Source organism: Haloarcula sp. JP-Z28 (genome assembly GCF_011440255.1).
GTDB classification, from domain to species: Archaea; Halobacteriota; Halobacteria; order Halobacteriales; family Haloarculaceae; genus Haloarcula; species Haloarcula marismortui.
In genome coordinates, this window is record NZ_JAAOHT010000101.1 from 1 (window position 1) to 10,877 (window position 10,877).

Annotated in this window: 13 protein-coding genes and 1 pseudogene; 10 read left to right on the forward strand and 4 right to left on the reverse strand. The window is 61.1% G+C overall.

Annotated elements, in window-relative coordinates; genetic code table 11:
• From G9463_RS22070 to G9463_RS22085, 4 genes and pseudogenes are all read left to right on the forward strand, one after another.
• Nucleotides 1–282, forward strand: a pseudogene (locus G9463_RS22070) (carboxypeptidase M32); the annotation flags it as partial.
• Nucleotides 283–371: 89 nt separating this feature from the next.
• Nucleotides 372–1,358: a methyl-accepting chemotaxis protein gene (locus G9463_RS22075; protein WP_004958436.1), complete on the forward strand. Its 987-nt coding sequence runs from the start codon at nt 372–374 to the stop codon at nt 1,356–1,358.
• Nucleotides 1,359–1,440: 82 nt separating this feature from the next.
• Nucleotides 1,441–2,256 (forward strand): molybdopterin-synthase adenylyltransferase MoeB, encoded by an 816-nt coding sequence (locus G9463_RS22080; RefSeq protein WP_004958433.1) that lies wholly within the window; start codon nt 1,441–1,443, stop codon nt 2,254–2,256.
• Between the two features lie 95 nt (nt 2,257–2,351).
• Nucleotides 2,352–2,723: a DUF5658 family protein gene (locus G9463_RS22085; RefSeq protein WP_007188657.1), complete on the forward strand. Its 372-nt coding sequence runs from the start codon at nt 2,352–2,354 to the stop codon at nt 2,721–2,723.
• Here G9463_RS22085 and G9463_RS22090 read toward each other — a convergent pair.
• Nucleotides 2,720–3,631, reverse strand: coding sequence for a cobalamin-binding protein (locus G9463_RS22090; protein WP_165897845.1), 912 nt, complete (start codon nt 3,629–3,631; stop codon nt 2,720–2,722). The genes G9463_RS22085 and G9463_RS22090 overlap by 4 nt on opposite strands.
• A gap of 95 nt (nt 3,632–3,726) precedes the next feature.
• On the opposite strand from G9463_RS22090, the gene G9463_RS22095 reads away from it, so the two are divergent.
• Nucleotides 3,727–4,206 carry an RNA-binding protein gene (locus G9463_RS22095; RefSeq protein WP_165897846.1) on the forward strand — a complete coding sequence of 160 codons (480 nt, stop codon included), beginning with the start codon at nt 3,727–3,729 and terminating at the stop codon, nt 4,204–4,206.
• Nucleotides 4,207–4,228: 22 nt separating this feature from the next.
• On the opposite strand, the gene G9463_RS22100 is transcribed toward G9463_RS22095, so the two are convergent.
• Nucleotides 4,229–4,648 (reverse strand): hypothetical protein, encoded by a 420-nt coding sequence (locus G9463_RS22100; RefSeq protein WP_165897847.1) that lies wholly within the window; start codon nt 4,646–4,648, stop codon nt 4,229–4,231.
• Between the two features lie 145 nt (nt 4,649–4,793).
• Between G9463_RS22100 and sepF the strand changes: the two genes are divergently transcribed.
• The 3 genes from sepF to G9463_RS22115 all read left to right on the forward strand — a co-directional run bounded on the left by sepF (nt 4,794) and on the right by G9463_RS22115 (nt 6,985).
• Nucleotides 4,794–5,153: a cell division protein SepF gene (gene sepF, locus G9463_RS22105; protein WP_049939172.1), complete on the forward strand. Its 360-nt coding sequence runs from the start codon at nt 4,794–4,796 to the stop codon at nt 5,151–5,153.
• A 123-nt stretch (nt 5,154–5,276) separates the two neighbouring features.
• Complete coding sequence (locus tag G9463_RS22110; RefSeq protein WP_004958416.1) at nt 5,277–6,221, forward strand: ABC transporter ATP-binding protein; 945 nt, start codon at nt 5,277–5,279, stop codon at nt 6,219–6,221.
• The gene (locus G9463_RS22115; RefSeq protein ID WP_004958413.1) at nt 6,218–6,985 is read left to right on the forward strand and encodes an ABC transporter permease; all 768 of its coding nucleotides are present in this window, start codon (nt 6,218–6,220) and stop codon (nt 6,983–6,985) included. Before G9463_RS22110 ends, G9463_RS22115 begins: the two co-directional genes overlap by 4 nt.
• Nucleotides 6,986–7,384: 399 nt before the next feature.
• On the opposite strand, the gene G9463_RS22120 is transcribed toward G9463_RS22115, so the two are convergent.
• Together G9463_RS22120 and G9463_RS22125 are read right to left on the reverse strand one after the other, a co-directional pair.
• On the reverse strand, nt 7,385–7,777 hold the full coding sequence (locus G9463_RS22120) for a DUF5611 family protein (protein WP_165897848.1): 393 nt from the start codon (nt 7,775–7,777) through the stop codon (nt 7,385–7,387).
• Between the two features lie 38 nt (nt 7,778–7,815).
• Complete coding sequence (locus G9463_RS22125) at nt 7,816–8,664, reverse strand: hypothetical protein (RefSeq protein WP_165897849.1); 849 nt, start codon at nt 8,662–8,664, stop codon at nt 7,816–7,818.
• 148 nt (nt 8,665–8,812) lie between these two features.
• Between G9463_RS22125 and G9463_RS22130 the strand changes: the two genes are divergently transcribed.
• Both G9463_RS22130 and G9463_RS22135 read left to right on the forward strand, forming a co-directional pair.
• The gene (locus G9463_RS22130) at nt 8,813–10,132 is read left to right on the forward strand and encodes a PKD domain-containing protein (RefSeq protein ID WP_165897850.1); all 1,320 of its coding nucleotides are present in this window, start codon (nt 8,813–8,815) and stop codon (nt 10,130–10,132) included.
• A gap of 159 nt (nt 10,133–10,291) precedes the next feature.
• Nucleotides 10,292–10,606 carry a hypothetical protein gene (locus G9463_RS22135; protein ID WP_193569706.1) on the forward strand — a complete coding sequence of 105 codons (315 nt, stop codon included), beginning with the start codon at nt 10,292–10,294 and terminating at the stop codon, nt 10,604–10,606.
• The last annotated feature ends 271 nt before the right edge of the window (nt 10,607–10,877 follow it).

A 10,877-nucleotide genomic window follows, 5' to 3' on the forward strand; every position in this document is an offset into this window, starting at 1 on the left:
TGGACCAACGGGGCCTTCGGCTACTTCCCCACCTACACGCTCGGGTCGGTGCTGGCCGCGCAACTGGACCACCACGCTCGGCAGGACATTGACGGCTTCGACGACCACGTCCGTGCCGGCGAGTTCGGCCCGATTCACGACTGGCTCACCGAACACGTCCACCAGCACGGCGCTCGCTACCGGACCGACGACCTCGTCGAGGAGGCGACGGGTGAATCCTTCACCGCCGAGCACTTCCTCGATTACGCCGACGAGAAGTACCGCGCGCTGTACGACTGCTGACACGACGGTCGACAAACGTCGTTCCAGATATCGACTCTGATATTATTGGGCAACTCGTTTTATATTCCCCGCTCATTGTGACGACTACTATGGCTGAGAGACCGACGGAAAATGTACCGAGCCAAACAGGGTCGGGAATCGACGACAATATCGACGCGGATATTCAGGACGATATCTCGGAGGACATCGACACGGAGGCCGGCTACAGCCACACCGCTGCAAGCGAGATTCAGACGATGCTGGCCGAGCTGGAGGGGTCGTCGGTCGGTATCGCCGAGGAAACCGCCGACATCCGCGAACAGGCCACCGAGCAGTACGAGAGCCTGACGGACATCGCAAACGAAGTGTCGAACCTCTCTGCGTCGGTCGAGCAGATCGCCTCGTCGTCCGAAGAGGTCTCTGCGGCCTCCCGCGAAGCGAAGGAACTCGCCGAGCGCGGACAGGGGAACGCTGACGACGTCCATGAGGCGATGGAGAACATCCAGCAGGCAGCCGACAGCGTCGCCGAGGACGTCAAGACGATACAGCAGAGCGTTCAGGAGATCGACGAGATCGTCGATGTCATCAACGACATCGCTGACCAGACCAACATGCTGGCGCTGAACGCGTCCATCGAGGCCGCTCGCGCTGGCGAGGCAGGCGAAGGATTCGCCGTTGTCGCAAACGAGGTCAAGAGCCTCGCCGAGGAGTCACAGGAGCAGGCGACGACCATTGAGCAGATGATCGACGGTATTCAGGACGATACCGAGAACGCCGTCGAGAGCCTCGAAGAGAGCAACAACGAGATCGACGAGGGTATCGACACCGTCGAGGAATCGACCCAGATTCTCGGAGAGATCGACGACACCGTCCGCGAGGTCAACAACGGTATCGAGGAGGTCGCGACGGCCACGGACCAGCAGGCTGCTTCGACTGAGGAAGTGGCGAGCATGATCGACCAGTCCACGGATACAGCCGAAGATATCGCCGACAGTACGGCCGACATCGCCGACGAATCCGATGGGCAAACAGACCTTCTCACCGACATCAATCAGGCGATAGACGACCTTGTCGCGGACCTCCAGCGCAACAACTGAGCAGTCTGGATTTATCAGCCCTACAGCTCGAAACGCCCGAGACGAACCAGTCGTTTATTCCTCCGGGTGGCGTACGACCACTATGCGACCGGATCTGGACCCAGAACAGCTTGACCGCTACTCCCGGCACATCATCATGAACGACGTTGGGCCGGAGGGGCAGGCCACACTGCTCGACACCGATGTGCTGGTCATCGGGGCCGGCGGCCTCGGCGCACCAGTCCTCCAGTATCTCGCGGCTGCGGGCATCGGGCGGCTCGGAATCGTCGACGACGACGTGGTTGAACGGTCGAATCTCCAGCGGCAGGTCATCCACAAGGACGACGACGTTGGCCGGTCAAAAGTTGACAGCGCCGCTGAGTTCGTCACGGGACTCAATCCCGACGTGACCGTCGACCGCCACGAACTGCGGCTGGCGCGGGAGAACGCGACCGACCTGGTGGCCGACTACGACATCGTTGTCGACGCCTCCGACAACTTCGCCACGCGCTTTCTCGTCAACGACGCCTGTACGCTCTCGGGCACGCCGTTCTCCCACGGGGCGATCTTCCAGTTCGAGGGGCAGGTGACGACGTTTTCGGGCGACAGTCCGTGTTACCGCTGTCTGTTCCCCGAAGCACCGCCGGAGGGCACCGTCCCCGACTGCGCGACTGCGGGCGTTCTCGGTGTGCTCCCGGGCACTATCGGATGTATGCAAGCAACCGAAGTCGTCAAGCTTGCGATGGACTACGGCGAGACGCTAGAGGGGCGGCTCGTCGCCTACGACGCCGCCGAGATGTCTTTCGAGGAGGTCCCTATCGCGCCCAAGCCGGACTGCCCGGTGTGTGGCGACGACCCCGCCATCGCGAGCGTCGCCGACGCCAGCTACGAGGGCCGCTGTTCGCTCGCCGAGGACTGACTGGAACCGCTCCGTCCTCCCGTCTAATTCTCACGTCTGATACTGTGGAACCGAGGTTTATTCACCGATAGCCCCGAGTAACGGCATCGACTCACATGTCCCAGCCCGACCACGCATCTCACCCCTTCTCCGTTCGTCTTGAAAAGCCCAGCTACGTCGAACTGGTGTTCTCGCTAGTGCTCGTCTGGGGCTTCGGCGACGCGCTGTCGACGCTGTTCGCCGCGCAGTTTGCCGGACCGGGACTGGAAGCGAACCCCTGGATACGGACCCTCCTTATCCACGAACCGCTGCTCGTGATTGCCCTGAAGATGGCTGTCGTTCTCTACGTCGGCGTCGTCCTGCTGGAGTGCCGCAACGTGGTCGAGCGGGTCCCGCTGTGGCGGGCCTGGCTCCTGACTGTCGTCGCCCTCGGCGCGGTTGTCGTCCTCGGCAACACTTACGTCGGTCTGGCTGCGGCCGCCGCCTAGGCCCGGACCGTCCCGAGTTCGACGACGGCGTCCCGTGGTGGCGTCTCGAACAGGTCTGGGTGGACAAGCGCCGCCAGAAACTCAAGCGTGTCCACGAGTCGCGGTCCCGACCGATTCACGTAGTGGTGGCCGTCCATCACGTACGCCCGGCCGTCCCGAACCGCAGTCAGGTCGTCGAACCCGGGTCGTCTGGTCAGGTCTGTAAGGTTCTCGCGGGTCTGTGCCACGTCGAAACCACACGGTGCAGCCACCAGCACTTCGGGGTCGTATTCGACGACTTCTTCCCACTCGCGCGGCCGGGAGTGAGCGCCATCTTCCTCCATCCCGTAGGTGCCGCCCGCCATCTCGATCATCTCCGGGACCCAGTGCCCGGCAGCCATCACCGGGTCCAGCCAGTCCAGCACCGCCACGCGGGGCGTCGTCTCGGCTCGTGTCGCTGTTGTTTCCACTGCTGCGACGCGGTCCCGGAGGTCCGCAACGAGTTCGGCAGCGCGCTCGTCGCGCCCGACCGCCGCGCCGACCCGGTGGATGGACTCGAACAGGTCATCGAGGCTGTGGACGTCCAGCGTCAGCACGTCGGTGTCCAGCCCCAGTTCCTCGACAGCCTCAGCGACCACCACATGGTCGACGGCACACACGTCACAGACGCCCTGCGTGACAATGAGGTCTGGCTCCAGTTCCGCGAGTGTCTCGCGGTCGATGGCGTAGACGCCGTCGCTCTCCTCGGCAGCAGCGACCTGCTCGTTGATCTCGCCACTCGATGCCGTCGGGTCGACACGCGAGCGATTGACTGACGGCTTCTCGCGGGCCGCCGGCGGATGGTCGCACTCGTGTGAGACACCGACCGGCTCGACGCCGAGCGCGTAGACGATTTCCGTCGCCGAGGGCAGGAGCGTGACGACTCGCATACTCTGACCTTGGCCCGCGCGGACAAAAACCTGCGTCCGTCACATCGCCCACACGCTTCGTTACGCTTACCCTCTGTCGCCGACGAGACGCGAGCATGGAAGTCAAGTCGCGACACCACCTCCGTTCGGACGAGGTCGACACCATCACGACGGCGCTGTCGGAGAACCTCGGTGTCGAACTCGACGCGGACAGCTTCGAGAAGGTCGAGTTCGACGACAGCGACTGGGATGTCGTCCTCGTCGACGGCGACCCGCTCGTCCTCTATCTGAACGGCGAACCGTTCCTGACCGTTCAGGGAGCTAATCAGTACCCGCCGGAGAAACACACCGTCACCGTGGACGCCGGGGCCGTCTCCTTTGTCTCGGACGGCGCTGACATCATGCGGCCGGGTATCACCGAGGCCGACGACGACATCAGTGCGGACGACCTGGTCGTCATCAACGAGGAGTCCCACGGGAAGTTTCTCGCTGTCGGCCGCGCACAGACCGACGGCGACGATATGGTCGGCGACAGCGGGAAAGTCGTCAAGTCGCTCCACCACGTCGGCGACGACCTGTTCGAGTTTTCAGTGTAGCACAGTGCTGGCCTCGCGCCAGTCACACCAGCGGTCGGAGCCCGAACCGGTCGACACCACGGCTTAGACCGATCCTGACACCCGCTTCAATGACACCGGCTCCGACGGCAATACCGAGCAACAGGGGCCAGACAGTGAGATACGACGACAGCGGGTGGAGATGTGTCCCGTAGAGCCATTCATACACCGTATTGCCGAGTAGCCAGAGCGTCACGAACACCGGCGTGACGAGCGAGAGCCGGCTACAGAGATACAGCGGGACGGCACCCATGAGAAACATCCCGATGACGGCGTAGCTGACCCCAAACGCGAGGCTCGTTGAGTCATGTGACGAGAAGTGGACGCTGTTTGCAAACAGCCACGACAGCACGCCGACAGCATAGAGGATGCCGCCCGCGGCTGCGACGGTACTGGGAGCCGTTCCGATGGAGGGTAGGCGCATCTGTGTCGATAGTTGTCCGATCACCTGCATAACGTTTTGTGCAGCCCACACCGCTCTCGGTCCTCACCACGGTAGATCAGGGTGTGCTGTGGCGATACGTTCGATGGACGAAAAGTTGAAACGGGTAGCGCACGCCGTGAGTGACATGGGACTGATGAGCAAGATCCTCGGGGAGTCTGGATCCTCTCGGAACACCGAGGATTACGTCGAACTGAACGCGAACGAATTCGAGATGACCGGGACGGAACTCGAACGCCAGGTCCGTATCGCCCGAATCAGCGACAAGCAGGACGTCATTGACATCAAGGACGCCGTCTACGACGGCGATGTGGTCGTCGCGGACATCACGCGCCACTCCACACAGGACCGCACGATGGAACACATCAGCGACGAACTCAAGCAGGTCGCCAACGAAGTCGGCGGCGATATCGTCCAGAAGGACGACGACCAGCTCATCATCACCCCGGCCGGCGTCGGCATCGCCCGGGAACGACTCGGCCGATAGGAGTGTGACAGTCCGGTTGGCGCGACCTTGTTGTTCGGTCGATCTTGTCAGCCTGTATCACTCTAACTGCCGGTTTTCGGGGGCTTCAATGCGTTTTTCGGTGTCGCCACGCTAAGGGCGGCAATGACTGAACCGGCGATACGCGCCAGTGGGTTACAGAAGCGCTACGGCGATGTGCAGGCGCTCGATGACCTAGAACTGACAGTTGAGCAAGGAGAGTTCTTCGGGTTGCTCGGGCCAAACGGAGCCGGCAAGACGACGTTTATCAACACGCTGGTCGGTCTCGTCCACAAGGACCGCGGGACCGCCGAGGTGTTCGGCTTCGATGTGGAAGACGACTACCGGGAGGCCCGCGACCGCATTGGTGTCGCGCCACAGGAGTTCAACGTCGACCGTTTTTTCCCCATCATCGAGGTGCTCGAACACAAGGCGGGCTACCACGGCATCGGTCGGGCCGAGGCCCGCGAGCGCGCCGAAGACGCGCTGAAGACGGTCGGTATCTGGGACAAGCGGGACACGCGCTTCGACTGGCTCTCCGGCGGCATGAAACGCCGCTTCGTCCTCGCTCGTGCGCTGGTCTCCGACCCGGACCTGCTCATCCTCGACGAGCCGACGGCCGGGGTCGACGTCCAGCTTCGCCACGACCTCTGGGATATCATCAACCGGATGAACGACGCTGGGACGACGATTTTGCTGACGACCCACTACATCGAGGAGGCCGAACGCCTCTGTGACCGGGTTGCAATCATGGACGACGGGCGGAAAGTCGAGGTCGCAACGCCCGACGACCTGATGGCCCGCGGCACAGACACTATCGTCCTCGAACTAGCCAAGATGCCGCGGACGGCCCCGAAACTCGACGTTGAGGGCATCACCGATATCGAACTAACCGACGAAGGGCTGGCCGTCACCGCGATGGGCGGGAGCCAGACTGCGCCGGCCATCATGCGCGAACTCGAAGCGCAGGGCCACACCGTCACCTCACTGGACATCCGCCGCGCGTCGCTCGAAGAGGTGTTCGTCGACATGACCCGCGACGACCGCGAGTACGCGGAGGTGTCCGCATGAACCAGAACACGACGCAGTTCCTGACGCTGGTCCGTCGGGAAATCCTCCGGTTCGTCCGTCGCCCGTACAACACCTTCCTCCCGCCGATCATCACGAACGCGCTGTACTTCTCCGTGTTCGGTGTGATTCTGGGGAGCCGAATCGGTGAAATCGCTGGCGTGAGCTACCTCCAGTTTGTCCTCCCCGGACTGGTCGTGCTCGGAGCCATCTCTGACAGCTTCGAGAACGCCTCTTTCACTATCTTCCACGGACGCTGGAACGATTACATTCAGGCCGTCCTCACCTCGCCGATGTCGAACCGAAGTATGGTGGCGGCCTATGTCTCAGCCAGCGCGCTCCGGGGGGTCGTCACGTCGCTGCTGATCGTCGGCGTGGGACTGATATTCACTCCGGTTCCGGTCGCTAACCCCGTGTATCTCGTCTCGTTCCTGCTGGTGATTACCACGCTGTTCGGCGGACTCGGCGTCATCGGCGGCCTCTGGGCGAGCGACTTCGACTACCTGACAGTGATGAACCAGTTCATTCTCCGGCCGCTGGTGTTCTTCGGCGCGGTGTTCTACTCGCTCGAAGTCCTCCCGGCGTTCTGGCGGAACGTCTCGCTTCTCAATCCGATGGTATACATGGTCAACGGCGTCCGTTACGGCATGATCGGCGTCACCGAAATCGATCCGAACACGTCGCTGGCCGTCCTGACTGGGACGACCGTGGTCGTGCTGTCAATCGACTACATGCTGTTCAGGCGCGGCTACGGACTCGCCGAATAGCGCCGTTCTGTCCGTCACCGCTTTCCATCCATCAGCTAACCCTGCCGCCGGTCTCGTACCAATAAAACAGAAGTGCCGGCTCGGTAACTGACCTGGCCGCGAATGCCGGATTGGGTCCGCTCCGGCGGGCGGACAAACTATGACAGGTTGCCCCGGAATCCGCTGCCGTGGCATCACGAGTGGTGTCTCGTGTCCCGGATACTTGTGTGCGCCTCCGGGTGGGGCGTATGTGAATGTATGCCACAAGCGTATTTAGATGTGACGCCCGTCTGACGCTGAGTGATACTGGCAGTGTACGGTATCGAAGAATTTCCGAACAGCTACGCGGGCCGGGCTGGACACGATAGCGCAGTATCGGCCTGCCAGCACTCACGGACTGTGTACGCCCGACAGCCGTCGTTAGACGTTGTCCGGGGCGTCGGCGTCGTCCTCGACCGAGCGCTTCAGCGAGTCACGTCGTGCCTTTGCGTCGCGGTCGGTCGCCTCCTCCAGGAAATCGTTCTTGATGGCGACAGCGTCCTCGGCCGCATCGACGTTGCCCTCTGCGATGACGTCCTCCGCCGGTCGCTCGTCGATGTGGAGCGCGATCTTGTCCTTCTTCGAGCCGTACTCGACGCGACCCGCGACGACCCGGTCGAACACGGGGTTGTCGGGGTCATCGACGACTAGCAGGTCGTTGTCCTCGTAGTCTTCTGTATCCGTTACTTCGCCGAAGTACTCCTCGACGAACGCTTCCATGTCAGGGACGCGGTCTTCGAGATGCTCGCCCCGTCGCATCTTGTACTCTCGCATGGGCGAGTTTTTGCGAGGGGCTGTCTTACCCTTTGCGTTCACTCCTCGCCACGGGTGATAAGTGACCCCTTGTGACACTCCGGACAGAAGTCCCCGGCGCGCAACGATGTCGATTTGACCTCTGTGGTGAATCCACACTCCGGACAGGCGAACTCGCCCTCTGGAACCGTCACGGCACTGTCGCTGGTTGACTCAACACCCGAATCGTCGTCCGTTCCGGAATCGACCGGCATCGTCTCCGGCGACCAGCCGTCCCCGTCGTCTCCTGGCTCATCAGGCCACTCACCGGGCTGGCGGTCGTCGCCGGTCGACTCCGATTCCGCTTCCTCGCCGAGAATGAGCCCGTCGTCTTTCTCCGGATCAGTCTCGTCTTCGGTTACCGGCTCCTCGCTCTCGGCGTCCGGGACGTCGACCGTCGTCGTCGGCTCGTCCAGTTCCACGTCGCCGCTTCCCTCGCTGTCGCTGTCATCGATAATCTCGGCGTCGTCGGCCGACGGATCAACCGGCTCGTCGTCTCCGCCATTGTCGCCGACTCCCGAATCCCCCGGCGCTTTGACCGGATCGTCGACGCTATCCCAGCCGTCCGAGCGCTCCGTTCCCTCGTCAGTGGGTTCGGCCGCGCTGTCAGCCGGCTCGTCTTCCGGCGGTGACTCGGTTTCCGCCGTTTCGGATTCGGACTCGTCTTCGACGAGGTCGCTAGCGATATCCGACGGCGTCTCGATAGCCGTTACCTCCTTGTTCTCCGAGACAATGCGCGTATTTCCACACCGCTCACAGGTCTCCCGTTCCTGGATGGTGATGACGACTTCGCTACCCTGCTCTTCGCGCTCGCGCTCGACGGTGGTCTCACCGTACTTGTGCCCGAGGACGGAACATTTGAGACCCATTGCCAGAACTTCCCACCGTGGCGTACTTAAACCCTGCCCGTTGGCTCGACCATTCCTGACAGAATACTACCTGTTTCGCGACGGCGTTATATTAATTTCAGTCTAATTTGTGAAATTTTATAACTGATACAGATGTTACGCTACGCTAATGCACCGGACCGCGACACTCGTGGTGTCGGCCCTCGCCCTCTCGGCACTTCTCGGCGGGACAGCGGTGGCGACCGGCAACCAGCCACCGCTTGCCGACGCCGGACTGGACCAGTCCGTCGAGCGAGCAACGACGGTCCAGCTGGACGCTAACGGCTCGCGCGACCCCGACGGCACAATCGAAGATACCGAGTGGTCCATCGAAACGCCGGACGGCACAACACGCACACCCGACTGCCCGACCTGCGTCCAGACGACGTTTTCACCGGCCGACACCGGCCAGTACAACGTTACTGTCACCGTCACTGATGACGACGGAGCGTCGCGCTCGGACATGCTCCACGTCGACGTGGTGGCCGCTGGTGGGCCGTCAGTCTCGATGTCGGCCCCGCCCGCGGTTCCCGTTGGCCTCCAGCGGAATCTGACTGCAAACGCGACTGCCGGCGATGCCGACCTCCGAACGCTCGCCTGGGTCGTCAACGGCACCGCCCAAAACCAGACGCGACTCGCCGGCGAGAACGCCACCTCGACCATTACGCACACGTTCAACGACTCCGGCTCTGTATCCGTCCGTGTGATCGCTTACGATGCCGACGGACGGCGTGGCGTCGCCAATCGGACGATTCAGGTCGCCGACTCGTCTGGCAACGGTGGCAGCGCCGGTGGCAACAACTGTCCGGGCGGTAGCGGGAACTACTACGTTGACGGTGAAAACATGGGCTGTACGAGTGCCGCCATGACCATCGAGGATACCATCGTCGATACTGACGGCCGGGACGGTCTGTGGGTGTACATGGACAACGAACTTACCAAGATCATCGCGGAAGACAATATGAACAAGTACTCTGAGGACGGTTACGGCGGTACGTTCAGTGAGGAGACTGTCGATGAACGAAAAGAGGAAATAAAGGAACACGAAGAGAATCAGGACGATTTCATTGATGTTGATGATGGCGGCAGTTCCAATGATGGCGGCTCCAGCGATGAGAGTCGTAGTACTCGTCCAGCATCCAGCGTGCCAAATAACCTAATGAACCCAGATAGCGGAGACGATGACGATGATGACAACGGTGGATATGACTGGTCATACGATGACGGCAGTAGTAGTGACGATGATGATAGCAACGGTAACGATGATGATAGTGGAGGCAGCGATAACGATGATCAGGGGGGTTTCCTTGACGGCATAATCGGTGGCGGTGACGACGATGATGACGACAGTGGTGGTGATGACGACGGTGACAGCGGGAGTTGGTTCGGAGGCGATAGCGACGATGATGATGACAGTGGCGGTGACGGTGGCGGAGGGTGGAGTTTTTGATAACAGCTTTCACATATGGCTTCGGAATTAAAATATATAGGTTAAAATAAATAAAATCCAAATATAATGAATGTAAAGAACAAGACACAACGGGTAGTCGCCTGCCTGTTAGCGACGGTTGCAGGCACTCTCTTACCCCCAGTCACCGCTCCGCTTATCGTGTGGACGGACGCCCATTGGTATGCAAATAAGGAAACACCGATACCCGGCATCCAGTCCGGAGAGGAGTACGTTAGCATCTTGACCGCGTTCGCCTACGTGGCTGTCTTCACCGTCCTTGTCCGCGGAATCGCATTTTTGAGCGCCGGTGGCGAGACTGTACATGATTCACCATCTGCGGGAGTGGACGGCGACGGATCAGCAACTGGCACGTTACCAGAACCAACGCCAACCCTGACTGAAACTCTGAATATCTCACCTTCTGAAAAAAACAAGGAAACAGACCTCAACATTGAGAATCAAAACCATGAGTGAGACTAGAACTATCGTTGGCTCTGTTGCCATTACACTCTTAATGATCTCTGCCGGCTGCTCTGCGTTCGCGGGAGGCAGCGGACCAGCGGAAAAGACAGTTTCGCCGACGCAGACGCCAGAACCCACGCCAGAGATTATTGAGACGGCTCTGTTGAATCACTAGACGGCGTCGGGATAGGTCGCTAAATCAAAGGAGTTGAAGCGGGATGATTCGGTTGCCTATGACACAAATCTCCCGCTTCACTGGTGAGATTGTGCCGATTGCTCAAGT

Coding starts and splice junctions, on each gene's coding strand:
- G9463_RS22130 (WP_165897850.1), top strand. CDS start 8,813: ATGCACCGGACCGCGACACTCGTGGTGTCGGCCCTCGCCCTCTCGGCA.
- G9463_RS22080 (WP_004958433.1), top strand. CDS start 1,441: ATGCGACCGGATCTGGACCCAGAACAGCTTGACCGCTACTCCCGGCAC.
- sepF (WP_049939172.1), top strand. CDS start 4,794: ATGGGACTGATGAGCAAGATCCTCGGGGAGTCTGGATCCTCTCGGAAC.
- G9463_RS22095 (WP_165897846.1), top strand. CDS start 3,727: ATGGAAGTCAAGTCGCGACACCACCTCCGTTCGGACGAGGTCGACACC.
- G9463_RS22090 (WP_165897845.1), bottom strand. CDS start 3,631: ATGCGAGTCGTCACGCTCCTGCCCTCGGCGACGGAAATCGTCTACGCG.
- G9463_RS22100 (WP_165897847.1), bottom strand. CDS start 4,648: ATGCGCCTACCCTCCATCGGAACGGCTCCCAGTACCGTCGCAGCCGCG.
- G9463_RS22110 (WP_004958416.1), top strand. CDS start 5,277: ATGACTGAACCGGCGATACGCGCCAGTGGGTTACAGAAGCGCTACGGC.
- G9463_RS22120 (WP_165897848.1), bottom strand. CDS start 7,777: ATGCGAGAGTACAAGATGCGACGGGGCGAGCATCTCGAAGACCGCGTC.
- G9463_RS22075 (WP_004958436.1), top strand. CDS start 372: ATGGCTGAGAGACCGACGGAAAATGTACCGAGCCAAACAGGGTCGGGA.
- G9463_RS22085 (WP_007188657.1), top strand. CDS start 2,352: ATGTCCCAGCCCGACCACGCATCTCACCCCTTCTCCGTTCGTCTTGAA.
- G9463_RS22125 (WP_165897849.1), bottom strand. CDS start 8,664: ATGGGTCTCAAATGTTCCGTCCTCGGGCACAAGTACGGTGAGACCACC.
- G9463_RS22115 (WP_004958413.1), top strand. CDS start 6,218: ATGAACCAGAACACGACGCAGTTCCTGACGCTGGTCCGTCGGGAAATC.